The 16,995-nt window shown below is 72.3% G+C and carries 17 protein-coding genes; 7 read left to right on the top strand and 10 right to left on the bottom strand.

Features of this window, described 5'->3' with window-relative positions; translation table 11 throughout:
- Nucleotides 1–19: 19 nt before the first annotated feature.
- A complete protein-coding gene (locus AC07F0_RS14755; RefSeq protein WP_478978641.1) occupies nucleotides 20–505 on the bottom strand; it encodes a carboxymuconolactone decarboxylase family protein in 486 nt (161 codons plus the stop codon).
- A 47-nt stretch (nucleotides 506–552) separates the two neighbouring features.
- Here AC07F0_RS14755 and pdxR point away from each other — a divergent pair, with 47 nt between their 5' ends.
- Entirely contained in the window at nucleotides 553–1,965 is a 1,413-nt protein-coding gene (pdxR, locus tag AC07F0_RS14750; protein WP_478978638.1) for a MocR-like pyridoxine biosynthesis transcription factor PdxR, read from the top strand.
- A 22-nt stretch (nucleotides 1,966–1,987) separates the two neighbouring features.
- Here pdxR and AC07F0_RS14745 read toward each other — a convergent pair whose 3' ends face one another.
- The 3 genes from AC07F0_RS14745 to AC07F0_RS14735 form a co-directional block, all read right to left on the bottom strand.
- Nucleotides 1,988–2,800, bottom strand: coding sequence for an SAM-dependent methyltransferase (locus AC07F0_RS14745; RefSeq protein WP_478978635.1), 813 nt, complete (start codon nucleotides 2,798–2,800; stop codon nucleotides 1,988–1,990).
- A 95-nt stretch (nucleotides 2,801–2,895) separates the two neighbouring features.
- Nucleotides 2,896–3,150, bottom strand: a complete 255-nt coding sequence (locus AC07F0_RS14740) for a DUF397 domain-containing protein (RefSeq protein WP_020277664.1) — start codon at nucleotides 3,148–3,150, stop codon at nucleotides 2,896–2,898.
- A complete protein-coding gene (locus tag AC07F0_RS14735; protein ID WP_478978632.1) occupies nucleotides 3,151–4,011 on the bottom strand; it encodes a helix-turn-helix domain-containing protein in 861 nt (286 codons plus the stop codon).
- A gap of 244 nt (nucleotides 4,012–4,255) precedes the next feature.
- On the opposite strand from AC07F0_RS14735, the gene AC07F0_RS14730 reads away from it, so the two are divergent.
- The 3 genes from AC07F0_RS14730 (at nucleotide 4,256) to AC07F0_RS14720 (ending at nucleotide 7,526) form a co-directional block, all read left to right on the top strand.
- Nucleotides 4,256–4,933, top strand: a complete 678-nt coding sequence (locus AC07F0_RS14730; protein ID WP_478978630.1) for an ATP-binding protein — start codon at nucleotides 4,256–4,258, stop codon at nucleotides 4,931–4,933.
- Nucleotides 4,930–5,361 carry a hypothetical protein gene (locus AC07F0_RS14725; RefSeq protein ID WP_478978627.1) on the top strand — a complete coding sequence of 144 codons (432 nt, stop codon included), beginning with the start codon at nucleotides 4,930–4,932 and terminating at the stop codon, nucleotides 5,359–5,361. Before AC07F0_RS14730 ends, AC07F0_RS14725 begins: the two co-directional genes overlap by 4 nt.
- Before the next feature lie 191 nt (nucleotides 5,362–5,552).
- Nucleotides 5,553–7,526 carry an ABC transporter ATP-binding protein gene (locus AC07F0_RS14720; protein ID WP_478978624.1) on the top strand — a complete coding sequence of 658 codons (1,974 nt, stop codon included), beginning with the start codon at nucleotides 5,553–5,555 and terminating at the stop codon, nucleotides 7,524–7,526.
- A gap of 24 nt (nucleotides 7,527–7,550) precedes the next feature.
- Here AC07F0_RS14720 and AC07F0_RS14715 read toward each other — a convergent pair whose 3' ends face one another.
- Both AC07F0_RS14715 and AC07F0_RS14710 read right to left on the bottom strand, forming a co-directional pair.
- Nucleotides 7,551–7,733: a hypothetical protein gene (locus tag AC07F0_RS14715; RefSeq protein ID WP_306967875.1), complete on the bottom strand. Its 183-nt coding sequence runs from the start codon at nucleotides 7,731–7,733 to the stop codon at nucleotides 7,551–7,553.
- Nucleotides 7,734–8,000: 267 nt separating this feature from the next.
- Nucleotides 8,001–9,365, bottom strand: a complete 1,365-nt coding sequence (locus tag AC07F0_RS14710; RefSeq protein ID WP_478978621.1) for an amidohydrolase — start codon at nucleotides 9,363–9,365, stop codon at nucleotides 8,001–8,003.
- Nucleotides 9,366–9,407: 42 nt separating this feature from the next.
- Here AC07F0_RS14710 and AC07F0_RS14705 point away from each other — a divergent pair, with 42 nt between their 5' ends.
- The gene (locus AC07F0_RS14705; protein WP_478978618.1) at nucleotides 9,408–10,361 is read left to right on the top strand and encodes an endonuclease/exonuclease/phosphatase family protein; all 954 of its coding nucleotides are present in this window, start codon (nucleotides 9,408–9,410) and stop codon (nucleotides 10,359–10,361) included.
- A gap of 84 nt (nucleotides 10,362–10,445) precedes the next feature.
- Here AC07F0_RS14705 and AC07F0_RS14700 read toward each other — a convergent pair whose 3' ends face one another.
- Complete coding sequence (locus AC07F0_RS14700) at nucleotides 10,446–12,515, bottom strand: FUSC family protein (RefSeq protein WP_478978615.1); 2,070 nt, start codon at nucleotides 12,513–12,515, stop codon at nucleotides 10,446–10,448.
- Between the two features lie 233 nt (nucleotides 12,516–12,748).
- Nucleotides 12,749–13,528 (bottom strand): nucleotidyltransferase family protein, encoded by a 780-nt coding sequence (locus AC07F0_RS14695; protein ID WP_478978613.1) that lies wholly within the window; start codon nucleotides 13,526–13,528, stop codon nucleotides 12,749–12,751.
- Between the two features lie 152 nt (nucleotides 13,529–13,680).
- Here AC07F0_RS14695 and AC07F0_RS14690 point away from each other — a divergent pair, with 152 nt between their 5' ends.
- Nucleotides 13,681–14,094, top strand: coding sequence for a RidA family protein (locus AC07F0_RS14690; RefSeq protein WP_403846955.1), 414 nt, complete (start codon nucleotides 13,681–13,683; stop codon nucleotides 14,092–14,094).
- A 17-nt stretch (nucleotides 14,095–14,111) separates the two neighbouring features.
- Nucleotides 14,112–14,717 carry a gamma carbonic anhydrase family protein gene (locus AC07F0_RS14685; RefSeq protein WP_478978610.1) on the top strand — a complete coding sequence of 202 codons (606 nt, stop codon included), beginning with the start codon at nucleotides 14,112–14,114 and terminating at the stop codon, nucleotides 14,715–14,717.
- On the opposite strand, the gene AC07F0_RS14680 is transcribed toward AC07F0_RS14685, so the two are convergent.
- Both AC07F0_RS14680 and AC07F0_RS14675 read right to left on the bottom strand, forming a co-directional pair.
- Nucleotides 14,712–15,440: an aspartate/glutamate racemase family protein gene (locus AC07F0_RS14680; RefSeq protein WP_478978607.1), complete on the bottom strand. Its 729-nt coding sequence runs from the start codon at nucleotides 15,438–15,440 to the stop codon at nucleotides 14,712–14,714. The genes AC07F0_RS14685 and AC07F0_RS14680 overlap by 6 nt on opposite strands.
- 5 nt (nucleotides 15,441–15,445) lie before the next feature.
- Nucleotides 15,446–16,897, bottom strand: coding sequence for an NCS1 family nucleobase:cation symporter-1 (locus tag AC07F0_RS14675; protein ID WP_478978604.1), 1,452 nt, complete (start codon nucleotides 16,895–16,897; stop codon nucleotides 15,446–15,448).
- Nucleotides 16,898–16,995: the final 98 nt, after the last annotated feature.

Genomic DNA, 16,995 nt, shown 5'->3' with positions numbered 1-16,995 from the left:
CGGTCCGGTCCGGGTGCGATCACCGCTCGTCCGTCCCCGCCACCTTCCGCGTCGACAGCGCCACCCGGTTCCAGGTGTTGATCGTGCAGATGAGGGCGAGGACCTGGGCCAGTTCGCGCTCGTCGAACAACGCGGCGGCCTGCGCGTAGACCTCGTCCGGGACGCCCGTGCCGGCGACGAGCGTCACCGCCTCCGTGAGGGCGAGGGCCGCCTGTTCCCGCTCGGTGAAGAAGTGCCGGGCCTCACGCCACACGGCGACCATGTGCAGCCGGTCCTCGCTCTCGCCGGCCTTGCGGGCGTCGTTGGTGTGCATGTGCAGGCAGTACGCGCAGCGGTTGAGGTGCGAGGCGCGGATCTGGATCAGTTCGACTAGGGCCGGGTCGAGGCCCTCGCGGGCGGCGGCGTCGAAGGCGACGAGGGCCCGGAATGCCTTCGGGGCGGACTTGGCGAACTCCAGCCGGGGCGCCTTCACCTGCGTGCTGTTCGTGCTCGGGTGCGTCGTCATGTCCTTCAACCTAGGGGCTGCAAAGACCCGCTGTAGGGTGCATTTTCATGGTGGATTCGTGGGTCAATTCGGCGGAACGGATCGGGTCCGACCTGCATCTGGAGCTGACCGGGCCGGGCGGGCGGCGCGCGGCGCTGATCCGGGCCCTGCGGGACGCCGTACGCAGCGGGCGGCTCGCTCCGGGCACGCGGCTGCCGCCGTACCGCTCACTCGCGGCCGATCTCGGCGTCGCCCGCAACACGGTGGCCGACGCCTACGCGGAACTCGTCGCGGAGGGCTGGCTCACCGCCCGGCAAGGCTCAGGCACGCGGGTCGCGGAGCGTGCCGGGCTGCTGCGGCCACCGGCCCGCGTGCCCCGAAAGGCACCTCCACGCGCGCGTGGACCCCGGCACGACCTGACGCAGGGCACGCCGGACACCTCGTCGTTCCCGCGCACCGCGTGGCTGGCCTCCTACCGGAGGGCTCTCCAGCAGGCGCCCAACGAGGTGTTCGGCCCGGGTGATCCGGCCGGCCGGATCGAACTGCGGGAGGCGCTCACGGAGTACCTGGCACGCGCGCGTGGGGTACGCACCGAGCCGGGCAGGATCGTGATCTGCTCCGGCTTCGCGCACGCGCTGCGGCTGCTGTTCGGAGGGGGCGTGCTGCGCGGGCCCCTGGCGGTGGAGGCGTACGGGCTCGGATTCCACCGGGAGGTCCTCGCGGCGGCAGGGGTGCGGACCGTGCCACTCCCCCTCGACGAAGACGGCGCCCGGGTCGACCGGTTGGGGCGCGAGCGGGCCGTGCTGCTCACGCCGGCACACCAGTTCCCGACCGGAGGGCCGCTGCACCCCGCGCGCCGGTCCGCCGTGATCGACTGGGCACGCGCGCGTGGCGGGCTGCTCCTGGAGGACGACTACGACGGGGAGTTCCGCTACGACCGCAAGCCGGTCGGCGCGGTCCAGGGCCTCGACCCCGAGCGCGTGATCCACATCGGCTCGGTCAGCAAGAGCCTGTCGCCGGCGGTGCGGCTGGGCTGGATGGTGCTCCCGGAGCGGTACGTCGACGCCGTCCTGGCCGCCAAGGGGGACCGGGAGGCGTGGGCGAGCGTCCTCGACCAGCTGAGCCTCGCGGACTTCGTCGTCTCCGGGGCGTACGACCGTCACGTACGGCGTATGCGGCAGCGCTACCGCGGCCGGCGGGACCGGCTCGTCGCGGCGCTCGCCGAGCACGCGCCGCACATCGAGGCCACCGGTATCGCGGCCGGGCTGCACGCGGTGCTGCGGCTGCCGCCCGGCACCGAGGCGTCCACGGTCAAGGCCGCCTCCTGGCAGGGCATCGCCCTGGACGGCCTCGCCGCGTTCCGGCACCCGGACACGGACATGGCGGCGGGCGACGGCCTCGTCGTCGGGTACGCGACGCCCTCCGAGCATGCGTACGGGCCGGCCCTGGAGGCGCTGTGCCGTGCACTGCCGCCGCCGTGACCGGCCCGTGAAGCGCGTCGGGCTACGGCTTGCGCGCGACCGCCCCGTATCCCGGAATCACCCCGTCGTCCTGCCCCGGTACGGGCTCGCCCAGTTCGGGGTGCCAGCGGTGGGGCACCTCGACGCCGGGCTCGACGAGGTCGAGGCCGTCGAAGAAGCGGGTGAACTCCCCGCGGGAGCGCAGGGCCAGGGTGACACCGGCGGCACGGAGCTTCTCCGTGGCCGCCTTCGACTCCTCAGGCGTGAAGTCGGCCGTGGCATGGGTGATGACCAGGTGGCTGCCGGAGGGCAGTTCGGCGAGCAGCCGGCGGACCAGGTCGTGCGCGCCGTCGTCGTCGGAGACGAAGTGCAGCAGCGCGATGAGCGACAGCGCGACGGGCCGGGTGAAGTCCAGGACCTTCCTCGCGCCCTCCAGGATGGCGTCCGGGTCGCGCACATCGGCCTGGAGGTACTCGGTCACCCCCTCGTCCGTGCCGCGCAGCAGGGCCGCCGCGTGGGCGAGCACGATGGGGTCGTTGTCGCAGTAGACGACCCGGGCGTCGGGGGCGATCTGCTGGGCGACCTGGTGGAGGTTCGGCTCGGTCGGGATGCCGGTGCCGATGTCCAGGAACTGCCGTACGCCGTTCGCGGCCAGCCAGCGGGTGGCTCGGTGCATGAACGCGCGGTTGACCCGCGCCATGACCGGCACCCTCGGGTCGAGGGCGAGCATCTGCCGGCCCATCTCCTCGTCGACCGGGTAGTTGTCCTTGCCGCCGAGGTACCAGTCGTACATCCGCGCGGGGTGGGGTCTGGTCGTGTCGATCTGGACGGCCGGTATGGGGTCCTGCCCGGTCATGAGGCACTCCGTAAGGCACAAAGGGTGGTCAATTCAGCACCAGAGTCAGAAAGTCGAGCGTCAGAAAATATCGAGCCTCAGAAAAGGCAATCACGTCAGGACAGCAGGAAGTCCGCCTCCCCCGCCTTCGCCCCTTCGATGAAGGCCGTCATCTCGTCGGTGGTGTAGATCAGCGCGGGGCCGTCCGGGTCGGTGGACTGCCGGACGGCGATCCGGCCGTCGGCGAGCTTCATCGCCTCCAGGCAGTTCCCGCCGTTCCCACCGCTCCACGGCTTGTGCCAGCCTTCACTGCCCAAGTCGCGCGCGGGCATGCCGTTGTAGACGTGTTTGCGCGGCTTGATGCGATCCATTCACAGCTCCTTGCGGAGATCCCTGAGGATCTCCTTCGTGCGTTGTGCCGTAGCGGCCTGCGCCGCCATGCGGTCCATGACCTCGAGGTGGGTCGCCACCTCGGCGCGCGCGTCGAGGTAGACCGCGCCGGTCAGGTACTCGCTGTAGACCATGTCCGGCAGTTCGGGCATGGCAAATCGGAACAGCACGAACGGCCCGTACGTGCCCGGGTGCGGCCCGGTCGCGAAGGGGGCGACCTGCAACGTCACATGGGGCAGCTCCGTGGCCTCGAGCAGCCGGTCGATCTGGGCGCGCATCACCTCCGGGCCGCCGACCGGGCGCCGCAGCACGGTCTCGTCCATCACGACCCACAGCCGGGGCGCGTCCTTGCGGGTGAGCAGTTCCTGACGCTGCATCCGCAGGGCGACATGGCGCTCGATGTCGTCGGGCCGGGTCTGGCCGATGGCGCCCGAGCGGAGCACTCCGCGCGCGTAGTCCTCGGTCTGCAGCAGCCCGGGGACGAAATGGGGCTCGTAACTGCGGATGACGGCGGCCGCGCCCTCCAGGCTCACGTACATCGAGAACCAGCCGGGCAGGATGTCGTGGAAACGCTGCCACCAGCCGGGTTTGTTCGCTTCCTCGGCCAGCAGGACGAAGGCGTCCGCCTCCTCGTCGGAGATTCCGTAGGCCTTCAGGAGGAGTTGGAGATAGGGGATCTTGAGCGCGACCTCGGCCATCTCCATACGGCGGACCGTGGCGGGGGCGACGCGGAGGATGCGGGCGGCTTCCTCGCGCTTCATCCCGGCGCGTTCCCGCAGGTCCAGCAGGCGTCGGCCGAGGACGACCTGGCCCACCGTCGGCGCGGACCGCGGTTCGCTCACGCTCCACCTCCACCAAGAGTTCTGACGAGCCGGCCACAGAAGAAGCTGACAGCCCGGCGGCGTCATGCGAAGGACGATTCGAAGAGACGGCCATCCGAACAGGTGTTCCGAACAGAACTTCGAAGTCTCAACTGTCGCCGCGCGGGGTGCTGTTGCGAGCAGTGTGCCACGGCCTTCCAGACCGTCACACAGCACTCTGCAATTTTCAGAGTGACACTTGCCAAGTGTTCACGGCGGGGCGATAGTGGCAAGCGTGATTCCGTCCGCGCCCTTAGGAGCAGAAGCCGCCGCAGGCCCTTACGGCTTGGGTGCCAGCCCGGAGGCAAGCCCCGTCGGGGCCGCTGCCGAGCGCCGGTTCCGTTTCGAGCTGGCCGCACACCCGGGGTCTCCGGCACAGGCCAGGCGCCTGACGCGGGCCCGGCTGACCGGCTGGTCGGTGTGCGAGGACACGTGTGACAGCGCGGCCCTGGTGGTGTCCGAACTGGTCACCAACGCCATCGTGCACACGGCGAGCACCCACATAGTGTGCGAGCTGCACGACGGCCACGACCTGGTGCGGATAGCCGTGCGTGACGAGGGCTGCGCCCCGGGGCAGCCCCACGCGGCCGGCCGCACCCGGCCCGAGGAGGAGCACGGGAGGGGACTGCTTCTCGTCGACGCCCTCTGCGACGCCTGGGGTGCCCATGAGCACGGCCCCGGGCTACTGGTCTGGGCCGAGCTGCCGCGCGAGGCCGACACCCCGCTCGGCCCGGCGGAGCCCCGGAACGACCTGGGTTGGGGCACCCGCCCGAAGCCGGGGCCGTCCGACGACTCGGGTGACGGGGACGGAGCACACCGGGCGCGCCGTGCGAAGGGTGCTCAGGAAGTCCCCGCTCATGAAGTCCCCGCGCAGGAGCGACGCCGAGAGCGGGGGCCTGCATGAGCCCCGGGCGCGGTGGCCGCGTCCTCAACCTCGACACCCTGGCCCGGCTCCGGCGCGAGCTGCGGACGACGGGCCCGGCTCTGCGGCTGCCCGTGCCCGACGGCATGACCGCCCCGCTCGGCTGCGACGCGGTCTCGGTACCCGCCCGTCTCGGCCCGCTGGTCACGCCCCGGCTGCCCCGCACGGGCTGCGTCTACGCCGACGCGACGCACTGGTGGTGGCTGGTGCCGTCCGACTCCGACCACGCCCTGGAATGGCCGGCCCCGGCGCAGTACGCCACCGGCGCGGTCGTCCCGGACGCCGAGCTGCCCGAACTGATCCACCGCCCGGACGGCACGCTGCCGTACACCCCGCCGATACCGCTCTATCTGGCCTTGTGCCGGGTGACGGGGACCGCCCCGTCCTGGTCGCGGCCGGTCACCGCTTAGAACTGGTCGAGCGCGCCGGACACGGCCCGGCTGGGTCGTAGCACCCCCGCGCCGCCGCACGCCTCCCCCGCCCGATTCGTGCGCCCGCGCGCCTCCGGCGCCCCGGGCTGCGCCCTGCCCGGGCGGGCTCCGCCCCCGCCATAGTGACCGTTCGTCCACGAGCGGGGCATGAGCGGGGAGGTCGGTCGACGGTGGCGAAGAAGCGGACCGCGCCGGAGGTGTCCGAGTCGGAGCGGCTGCTCTTCGGCGGGCCGCTGCGCTACGACATGGGCTGGAACCAGCACGCCGACGCGTTCCTGGAACTGAACTTCCGCGCCATGATCACCCGGCTGCCGTCCCTGCTGGCGTCCAGTCTGCGGCTCGCCCGTCAGGCCGACCGGGGCGCCGCGCGGATCGTGCTGGCCGCCGAGGCGGGCCGGGGCGTGGCGCAGGCGGTGGCGCTGCTCGCGGTCAACAGCGTGCTGGCCCGGCTGATGGGCGGCGGCACCATCGACGACCGGCTGCGCGGCGCCGTCCCCGCGCTGGTCACCGTGGCCGTCGTGATGCTGCTCGCGGCGCTGCTGCGGGCCGCGAGCACCTACGCCACCGGGCGGCTGGAGCCCAAGGTGGAGCGGGTGGCGACCGAGCAGTACCTGGAGCGGGCCGCGGCCGTCGAACTGGCCGCGATCGAGGACCACGCCTTCCACAAGCTGCTGGACACCGCGCAGTACGGCGCCGCCTCCGCGCGCCGGATGATCTCCTACGGAACGCGCGTGATCAACGCGATGATCTCGCTGGTCGCGGCGGCGGGCGTGCTGACGGTGCTGCATCCTGCGCTGCTGCCGCTGCTGGTCACGATGACCCTGCCGAGCGCCTGGAGCGCGCTGACCGTGGCCCGGCGGCGCTACGAGTCCTTCCACGCCTGGGTGCAGCACGCCCGGGCGGGCCGGTTGCTCGGCAATCTGCTGATCGAGCCCGAGGCGGCCCCCGAGATCCGGGTGCACGGGGTGGGCGCGTTCCTGCTGCGGCACTTCCGCGCGATGTCGGAGACGGCTGAGGCCGAGCAGGCCCGGCTCGCCCGGCTCGCCGCCCGTACCGGCCTGATCGCGGCGGCGTGGACGGGCCTGGCGACGGTGGCGACGTACGCGACGCTCGGCGGGCTGCTGCTGGCGGGCGCGATGGCCCTGTCGGTGGCGGGTACGGCCGTGATCGCGATCCGGACCGGCTCGCAGAGCCTCGACACGCTCGTGGTGGAGGTCAACGCGCTGCACGAGGAGGCCCTCTTCGTCGGCGACCTGCAACGGCTGTACACGGAGGCGGCCCAGCGGGCCATCCCGGTGGGTGGTCTGCCGCTGCCGGAGAACCCGCGCGAGATCCGTTTTGAGAACGTCACGTTCCGTTATCCGGGCGACTCCGCCCGCCCCGCCCTCGACGACGTGTCGCTCACGCTCCCGCTGGGCCGGATCGTGGCGCTGGTCGGCGAGAACGGCTCGGGCAAGACGACCCTGGTCAAGCTGCTCGCCGGGCTCTACACCCCGGACAAGGGGCGGATCCTGTGGGACGGCGTGGACGCGGCGACCGCCGACCGGCACCGGCTGGCCGAGCGGATCGCGATGGTGGCGCAGGACTTCAAGCGGTGGCCGTTCACGGCCCGGGTGAACGTCGCCCTGGGGCGCACGTCGGTGCCGGTGTGCGAGCAGCGGCTGGCCGCGTCGATCGCCGAGGCCGGAGCCGAGACGGTGATCGCGGACCTGCCGCGCGGGCTGGACACCCTGCTCGCCCGCAACTTCAGCGGCGGGCACGAACTGTCGGGCGGCCAGTGGCAGCGGCTGGGCATCGCCCGGGCGGCCTACCGCAGGGGCCGCATCCTGATCGTGGACGAGCCGACGGCGGCCCTGGACGCCCGGGCCGAGCTGGAGGTCTTCGAGCGGATCCGCGCCCTGGCCGACAGCGGCCAGACGGTCGTCCTGATCACGCACCGGCTGGCGTCCGTACGGCACGCGGACCTGGTGCACGTCCTGGACCAGGGCCGGCTCGTGGAGTCCGGGACTCCGGACGAGCTGCTGGCGACCGGCGGTCTCTACGCCGAGCTGTACGCGCTCCAGGCGGAGCAGTTCGCCAGGTCACCCGCGACGGTGCAGCCGGTCGCGCCGGTCCCGGAGGTGCCGTCGCCGAAGGCGGGCTGAGCCACACCCCCCTCGGGGCACGCGTCAGGCCGCGGCGTCGGCACCGTCCCCGCTGCGCACGATCACCAGGAACATGTCCGTGGCGAGATCCATGACGACCTCGGCAGGCAGGCCCTCCAGACGCCGCGCCTGCGCGAACTCCTCCGCCGGCCAGGAGCCACGCGGCCCACCGGCGGGAAAGCGCTCGAGCACCGTTCGCCCGTTCACCCTGCACCTCCATGTCGCGCTGTACTCGTAGAGTTAAACGCCAACCATGGGGTGAACGGCTCGCGAAGTGACGGTTCTGAGACGTAGTTGACACTCGTTCACTGCCAAGTGTGACCAAGCTCTCAGCTGATTGGTCTATCTTTTCACTTTCCGTATCAGTCGTCGCACTCACCGTGATAGCGGACGCGCTCACTTCCCGCAGGCGCCCCAAAGGCCCGAGAGTAGGAATTCCGGAGGGACGGACTCTCGTCAGGGTCCTTTCGAAGGTCAGGTGTCGTAGTCCTGGATGCGCCGGCCGTGGCTGCGGTCGACGAGGGCGGGCAGGCGCTCCTCCAGTTCCCGTACCACCGCCGGCACGTCGATCGTCAGCAGCGTCCGGTCGCGCATCAGGATCCGTCCGTCGACGATCGTGGTGCGGACGTCGGCGGAGCGGGCGCTGTGCACGAGGGTGGCGGCGAGGTCGTGGACCGGCTGGGTGTGCGGTCCGGCGAGGTCGACCAGGACGATGTCCGCCCGCCGCCCCGGCGCGATGCTGCCGACACTGTCACCCAGTCCCACGGCACGCGCGCTCTGGAGGGTGGCGTGGTGCAGAGCCTGGCGGGACGTCAGCCAGCGGGGGTCGCCCTCGGCGGACTTCTGGACCAGGGAGGTGAGGGCCATCGACTCCCATACGTCGAGGGAGTTGTTGGAGGCGGCGCCGTCGGTGGCGAGTCCGACGTCGACGCCGATGTCCCGCAGGGCGCGGACCGGTGTGGTGTCGGGCCAGGCGAACTTGAGGTAGCCGCGGGGCGCGGTGGCCACGGCCGTACGACCCGCCGCCCGCTCCAGGACGGGCAGGTCGCGGTCGACGATGCCGGTGCCGTGGGCGAGGAGCACCTCCGTGTCGAGGATGCCGGTGCGTTCCAGGACCTCGATCGGGGTGACGCCGTGGCGGGCGAGGCTGGTCTCGGTCTGGTCCCGGTTCTCGGCGGCGTGGAGGTGCACGGACAGGCCGTGTTCGCCGGCGAGCCGGGCCGTGGCGGCGAGGTCGGTGTCGTCGACCGTGTAAGGGGAGTGCGGGGCGAGGGCGGTGGTGACGCGGCCGTCGGCGGAGCCGCGGTGCCGCAGCGCGAACTCCAATGACCGCTCCCGGCCTTCGGGGCCCTGCGAGGAGAAGTAGGCCTCCCCCAGCAACGCCCGCATGCCGCAGTCCGCGACCACGTCCGCCACCGCGTCCACGGCGAAGTAGTGGTCGGCGAAGCAGGTGACGCCGGCCCGGATCATCTCGGCGCAGGCGAGCCGCGCCCCCAACTCGACGTCCTCGCGCGTGAGGTTGGACTCCACGGGCCAGACGACGTCGTTGAACCACTCCTGTGTCGGCAGGTCCTCGGCGAGACCGCGCAGGGCGACCATCGGCGCGTGCGTGTGACAGTTGATCAGACCGGGCAGCGCGACCTGGCCCCGGGCGTCCAGGCGCTCGGCGGCGGGCAGGTCCGCGACCGCTGCGGTGCTCGTCACGGCCTCGACGACGCCGTTCCGTACGACGATCGCGGCGTCCTCCTCGAACGCGATGCGCTCTTGATCGTCGTGCACGAGGACGGTACATGCGCTGATGATGAGGTCGGCGGGACTGCCCGCGGCGGAAGGCGTCATCGCGCCAACGTACGACCTGTCGGCTTCTGAAAGGAGCCCGGCATGCTCCTCGGCACCTGGAACCTGGAGAACCTCTACCGGCCCGGCGGCCCGTACGGCCCGAAGGACGAGGCCGCGTACCGGACCAAGCTCGCCGCGCTCGCCGCCGTGATCACGGAACTCGACCCGACGCTGCTCGGCGTGCAGGAGGTCGGTGACCCCGAGGCCCTGGAGGACCTCGCCGGGATGCTCGACGACGACTGGCAGCTCGCCCTGTCCGAGCATCCGGACAGCCGGGGCATTCGGGTCGGGTTCCTGAGCCGTACGGCCATGACGGTGCTGGCCGACACGACGGCCTTCCCGGCGGAGCTGCGGCCCGTGCAGGTGGACGACTCCGGGGTGACGGTGACGCGGGCGGGGCGGGGCTTGCTTGCCGTGGAGGTCGAGGAGGTCGAGGGCGGGCCGCTGCGGGTGGCCGTCTGTCATCTGAAGTCGAAGCTGCTGTCGTACCCGAACGGCCGCTTCCAGCCGCGCGACGAGGGCGAACGGGCCCGCTACGGCGCCTACGCCCTGTACCGGCGGGCCGCCGAGGCGACGGCCCTGCGCGCCCTCGCGGACGAACTCCTGGACGGCGACGGGCAGGGCAGGGAGGTGGCGGTACTGGGCGACCTCAACGACGAGGTGCAGGCCGCGACCACCCAGATCCTGCTCGGCCCGCCCGGCTCCGAGATCGGCACGCCGGGCCACGAGCACGCCGACCGGGGCGACGCGACCCGGCTGTGGGACGTGGCCCCGCTCATCCCGCCCGGGCAGCGCTACTCCCGCGTCAACTCCGGGCGGCGCGAACTGATCGACCATGTGCTGGTGAGCCACCGCCTGGTGCACCGGGTGGCGGCGGCGGGCACGGGCCTGCCCGGCGACGGCCCGCCCGGTCTGCCGTCGGTCGGCCCCGACCCCTCGGAGCGACGGGAGGCGCCCGGGTCGGACCACGCGCCGGTATGGATACGGGTCGGCTGAAGGGCCCGTTGAGGGGTCGGCTGGGGGCCCGGCTGAGGACCGGTTGTGGGCCGGTTGTGGGCCGGCCGAGGGCCGGCTGAGGGGTCATCCGGCGCGGCGCGTCCCGGGCAGCCGCAGCCCCAACCGGTCTCCTGGTCCGGCGAGTTCACCGAGGAGGGCGGTGAGGCGCTCGGTGTGCTCGGGACCGATCCGTCCGGTGTCGTCGAGGTGGACGGCACAGGCGGTGGTGGTGTCGACGAGGCGTTCGAGGAGGTCGGCCACCTCGTCCGCGCCCTCGGTGTGCCGGGCGAGGGCGGGCAGTTCGTGCGCGGACAGGGAGATGGCCGTCCGGGCCTCGGCGAGCGTGCGGTAGGCCTCGCGACGCAGGGTCCATCGGGTGGCGCGGTGGTCGGACGGGGTGGCGCGGTGGTCGGACGGGGTGGCGCGGTGGTCGGACGGGGTGGCGCGGGGGAGCTCGGCGGAAGTCCGGGAGCGCTCGGAGGGAGTGCGAGAGCGCTCGGAGGAGGTGCCGAAGCGCTCAGCGGGCGCGCCGGAGCGCTCGGAGGAGGTGCTGGGGCGCTTCGAGGTCGTGCCGGGCGGGCCGATGCGCGGGGTGTCGGCCTCGTCGAGAACGTGGGTGAGGTAGGCGTACGCGGCGTCGCTCGCCGCGGCGAGCCGGGCGCGCACTCCCCCGCCCCGCTGTCCGGGCATCGGCAGGTGCCCGGTGATCAGCACGATCGCGCAGGCCAGCAGCGTCTCGCCGATCCGCCCCATGGAGGCCTGCGGCTCGCCGCCGACCATGACCAGGGCGAGGACGAGGACGGTGACGACGGCGGTCTGGGCGGCGAAGTGCCGGGTGGCGACGGGGATGAGCGCTCCGCTGAGGGCGACGAGCGCGATGAGCCCTTCGGGCCGGGGCAGGACGGCGGCGAATCCGGCGAAGACGACGGCGCCGAGCACGGTCCCGGCGGCCCGGTTCAGTACGCGCGAGGCGAGCGGCCCCAGGTCGGGCTTGACGAGGAAGACGGCGGTGGCCGGCAGCCAGTACCAGTGCTCGTGCTGCCCGTACCACTGGCCCTGGTGCAGAGCCTGGGCGACGGCCGAACTGGCCCCGAAGCAGAGGGCGACCCGCAGCCCGTACTCGCGTCCGGCGCTGCCGAAGGCGGCGCGCATCCGGTCCCTGGGCGTACGGGGCCGGGTGTGCAGATCGCCGCCCCTGCCCTGGTCGAACACCTCGGCGGCGTGCAGGAGGGCGTCATCGAGGGCGCGCAGGGCGGGCGCCGAGCGGGAGGGTGCGGGCAGCGGCCCGGTGTGGCTGTTGCCGCGTACGGCGGCGGCGAGCCGCCGGGGTCCTTCGGAGGCCCGCTCGGCGACGGCCTCTCCGGCCCACGCCAGCGCGGTGGCGGCCTCGGCGAGGGGGAGGGCGGCGGCGTACTGCGCGTGCAGCCGCCGCTCGGCGGAGGAGGAGGCGTACCGCCGCAGCCGGGGCCCGGCGAGGGCGTCCTGCGCGTGGTCGAGGGCGGCGGTGAGCGCGGCCCGGCGGCGCATGGCCTCGGGCCCGCCGACGGCGTCGAGCAGTTCGGCGACGGCGTCGTACACGGCGGCGACGGCCTTCCGCTCCCCGTCGAACCGGAAGTCACCGGCGAGGGAGCCGGGCGTGGGCAGCACGAGCCGGAGCACGAGCAGCCACCCGGCGCCGGCGACGTAGGCGAGCGCACGTTCCCACCCCTCCTCCGGCAGGGGCATCCCGGCCCCGATCGCCGAGGCGACGAGCAACTGCGTCCCCACGGCGGAGGCGACCGGCCCGATCGCGCTGATGCTCCCGGCGACGAGCCCGACGAACGTGAGGATCACCGTCAGCACGACCGCGCCGGTCTGCTGCCCGGCGTACGTCCCGGCCACCAGCCCCAGGGCGCCGCCCAGTGCGGGCACCCCGATCCGCTTGACCGAGGCCCGCCGGCTCCCGGGCCGGTCGTTGATCCCGGCGAGCATGGCGGCGATCGCGGCGACGACCCCGAGCGAGGTGCGCCCGACCTGCACGGCCACCAGCAGCAGCGGCCCCGCCGACAGGGCCCCCCGCGTCACCGCGCTCCAGGGCACCGGCCCCCGCTGGGCGCGCAGGGCGTGCGCGAGCCAGGGCGGCAACGCGAGGTAGGCACGGCGGGACCGGGACACGGGGCTCCTGTCGACTCGTCGAGGGCAGGGATGGGCCTTCGGGCGACGGTGGCCGGGGCGGGGGTATGGGTGCCCACAGTAGGCCGGGTTCCTGGAGGAAAGGTTTCCGGAACGTGACGGAGTCCGGGAAAGCCGCGTTCTTTATGAACGCAATCGGCATGAACGCGAGCGGCATGAACGCGAACGACATGAAGACAAGCGGCAGGAACGCAAGCGGCGACGGCCGTACCCGGTCAGCTCCGCGCCGCCGCCCCGGCCCGGCTCAGCAGCGTCTCCACGTCGGTGATCCTCTTCACGAGTTCGTCCGGAGCGCCGGTGAGGGTGCTGCCCAGGAGCGCGTCCACTTCCCGCAGACCCGCCCGCGCGACGAGCCCCTTCTCGTTGGTCACCCACTCCCCCCGTGCCGCCAGCACCGCGTGCGCCGTCTGGGTCGCCGCGAGGGCGATCGCGCCCGCGACCTGGGTGACCGCGCCCCTGGGCGCGTGGCCCGCCTTCGCGTACGCGAGGGTGGCCGTGGCCATGCCGTGCCAGTGGGCCGGGGCGGTCTCCCGCAGGGCAGGCGGGTAGGCCGAGGGGCGCGGCAGTTCGCCCCGCAGCACCTTGTTGATGGCGAGTTCGGCGACGAGCAGGTACGTCGGGATGCCCGCAAGGTGGAACATCAGCGGCTCGACCCGGAAGCGGCCCTCTTCCGCTTCCGCCACCTCGTGTTCGACGACGTCGAGATCGCGGTAGTGCACGTCCACACGCCGGCCGTCGACGGTCAGCCAGGCGCCGCCGTTGAAGACGCCGCCGCCCCACGCACCGAGTTCGGAGACCTCGCCCTCCCAGCCGACAGCCCGCAGGTCCCCCGGATCGAAGGCGCCCCGGTAGTAGATCGCCATATCCCAGTCGCTGTCCGGGCGTTCGGTGCCCTGGGCCCGGGAGCCGCCGAGGGTGACGGCCCGGATGGTGGGGAGGGCGGCGAGGCGGTCGGCGGTGGTGTCGAGGAAGGTCTGGTCCGGGCGGGTGGGCACGGGCGTCGCTCCTGGGCCGGCGGGTGATGCCCGGGAAGCGTAGGGGAGCGCTCGGGTGGGGGCGCAACCGAAATATCGGGTGCAGCGGTATGGCGGAACCTCGCATGATCGGTGGGTTGCCCTCGACCGTCACCGGTAGATCGGAGACCCCCGTGATCCAGCGAGTCACTGTCCCGAGCCTGTTTCCGCCGCCCACTTACTCCCACGCCTCCGTCGTGGAGGCCGGCACGAAACTCGCGTTCCTCGCCGGGTCCGTTCCGCTGGACGCCGATGGCGAGCTCGTCGGTCCCGGAGATCCGGTGCGGCAGGCCGAGCAGGTGATCGACAACCTGCGCGAGCAACTGCGCGCCGTCGGCAGCGACCTGGCGCACGTCGTGGCAACCGACGTGTACGTCGTGGGCAGTGAACCGGCCGTGCTGTCGGCCGTCTGGGACGTCGTCGAGGCGTCCGGGCTCAGTGCCGGTCCGCACTCGTCGACGCTCATCGGCGTGGCGTGCCTCGGATACACGGGACAGCTGGTGGAGATTACGGCGACAGCCGTGGTTCCCGGCGAGCCGCCGGCCTGAGGCCTGAGGAGAGCGCCATGTTGATCGAGCACCGCGGGCGGCGCCCCGTCGTCCCCGAGTCCGCGTACGTCGCCCCGACGGCCGTCCTGTGCGGGGCCGTCGTCCTCGGTGAGCGCAGCCGGGTGCTGCACGGGGCCGTGCTCACCGCCGAGGACGGGGAGGTGCGGGTGGGCTCGGACGTCGTCGTCATGGAGAACGCGCTGGTGCGGGGGCGGGCCAGGCACCCCGCGGTGATCGGTGACGCCGTGCTCGTCGGCCCGCACGCCCATGTCAACGGGGCAACCCTGGAGGACGAGGTCTTCGTGGCCACCGGCGCCTGCGTCTTCCCGGGCGCCGTCGCGAGCGCCGGATCCGAGCTGCGGATCCACAGCGTGCTGCACGTCAACTCCGTGCTGCCGCCCGGCACCGTCCTGCCCATCGGCTGGATCGCGGCGGGAGCGCCCCGGGCCCGGCTCTTCGCCCCCGGCGAGCACGACGAGCTGTGGCAGGTGCAGGAGGCGCTGGACTTCCCCGGCACGGTGTACGGCATCCCGCGCGGCACCTCGATGCGGGAGGTGATGGCCCGGCAGGTGCGGTTCTACGGGGCCCATCGCGACGACCTCACACTCGACGGCCCGTCATGAGCCAGTGCCGTTCGGGCGTCCCCACACCCTCCGCTTCGCCAGCGGCTCGGCGTAACTCCCCACCCTGCTCGTCGTCAGCCCCAGCGCCACCAGCGACTCCGCCAGTTTGACCGCCGCGGCGACCCCGTCCACGACCGGCAGGCCCAGCTTCTCCCCCACCACCCGCTGCAACCCCGTCATCCCTGCGCAGCCCAGCACCAGTACCTCGGCCCCTGCCGCGCACGCCCGCTCGGCGGCGGCCAGGAACGCCGTCTCGGTGCGCTCGTCGTCGCCGAGGTCGAGCACGTTCAGGCCCGTACCGACGATCGCGGCGCAGTTCCGGGCCACGCCCGCCGTCTCCAGACTGTCCTCGATCTGGCCGACGGACCTCTCCAGCGTGGTGACGACGCCGTAGCGGCGGCCCAGCAGACAGGCCAGATGCGCGGCCGCCTCGGTGATGTCGACGACCGGTACGTCCACCAGTTCCCGGACGCCCTCGCGCCCGTGCTCCCCGAAGCCGGCCAGGACGACGGCGTCGTACGGCGGTCCGTCGTACGTGCGCAGCGTGTCCAGGACGGCCGCGGCGGACAGGTAGCTGTCGAGCCAGCCCTCCGCGGACTCCGGCCCCCAGGCGGGGGTCAGCCCGGTCACGGCGGTGCCCGGGCCTGCGGCGGCCCGGGCACCTCGTACGATCTCTTCGGTCATCTCCTGCGTGGTGTTGCAGTTGGTGACGACGATCCGCACGTCTCTCAGACCTCCGCGGTGGCGCGCTCGGGGCGGCACAGCGCCGCGTACAGTCCGGCAGCGAGCGCCGTGCCGATGAACCAGGAGTACGGCGCGACGTCGCTGAAGGTCTTCACCAGCGCGAGGACCGCCGCGACGCCGGCCGCCAGCAGGAACGCCCACAGCGCCTTCGGGTTGAAGCCCTTGCGGTAGTGGTAGCGGGAGCCGGGCGTGGCGTCGAACAGTTCGTCGACGTTCACCCGGCCGCGCTTGACCCAGTAGTAGTCGACCATGATCACGCCGAACAGCGGGCCGAGGAAGGCGCCGAGGCCGCCGAGGAAGTAGTTCACGACGGTCGGGTTGGAGAAGAGGTTCCAGGGCGTGACGAGCAGGGCCGCGACCGTGCTGATCATGCCGCCGACCTTGAAGGTGATCTTCTGCGGCCAGACGTTGGCAAGGTCGTACGCCGGTGAGACGAAGTTGGCGACGATGTTGACGCCCATGGTGGCGATGGCGAAGGTCAGCGCGCCCAGCACCAGCACCCAGGTGTTGCCGATCTCGGCGACGAGGTAGGCCGGGTCGGTGATCTCCTTGCCGAAGACCTCGAAGGCGCCCGCCGTGACGATGACCGACACGATCACGAAGGCCGTGGAGTTGACGGGCAGGCCCCAGAAGTTGCCGCGCCTGACGGACTTGTAGTCGGGTGCGAAGCGGGAGAAGTCGCAGAAGTTGAGCATCAGGGTGCCGTACGTGGCGAGGACCAGGCCGATCGCGCCGAACCACTGGCGCCACTGCTCCCCGACGGACACCGGGTGCGGGGTGGAGGTGAGCGAGATCGTCCAGCCGGCCTTGGCGAGGATCCACACGGCCAGCGCGATCATCACGAGCCAGATCGCCGGACCGCAGAAGTCCTGGAACTTGCGGACCGATTCCATGCCCCGGCTGATGATCGCCGCCTGGACCAGCCACAGCGCGACGAAGGAGACCCAGCCGAGCGCGTCCAGCCCGAGGAAGGAGTTGTGCGTCCACGACTCCAGGCCCGGCCAGGCCGCGAGCAGCATCACATTGACGGCGACGGAGGCCAGGTAGGTCTGGATCCCGTACCACATGATGGCGATCACGGCCCTGATCAGCGCCGGGATGTTGGCGCCCCAGACGCCGAAGGCGATCCGGCTGACGACCGGGAAGGGGACGCCGTGGCGCTGCCCGATCTTCCCCATCCAGTTCATGCCGATGTAGATGATCACGAAGCCGACGAGCAGGGACGTGAAGATCTGCCAGACGTTCATGCCGAGGAAGAGCAGTCCGGCGGCGAAGGTGTAGTTGCCGAGGTTGTGGACGTCGGACATCCACATGGCGAAGAGGTCGAAGACCTTCCAGTTGCGCTTCTTGGTGGGCGCGAGGTCTTCGTTGGTGAGCCGTGGATCGGGGACGAACGCTGGGGTGTCGGTGGTTGCGGCACGGTCGGCGAGGGACACGGGGCCTCCATGAGCAAGGGGACAAAGGAGGACTGCTCTGCGAGGGGTTTGGTATACCAAACTGCGCACATGGTCTCGCCGTCAACCGTTCTGACCGA

This window comes from Streptomyces sp. NPDC045955 (genome assembly GCF_056430805.1).
This window is presented reverse-complemented; position numbering and strand designations above follow the sequence as displayed.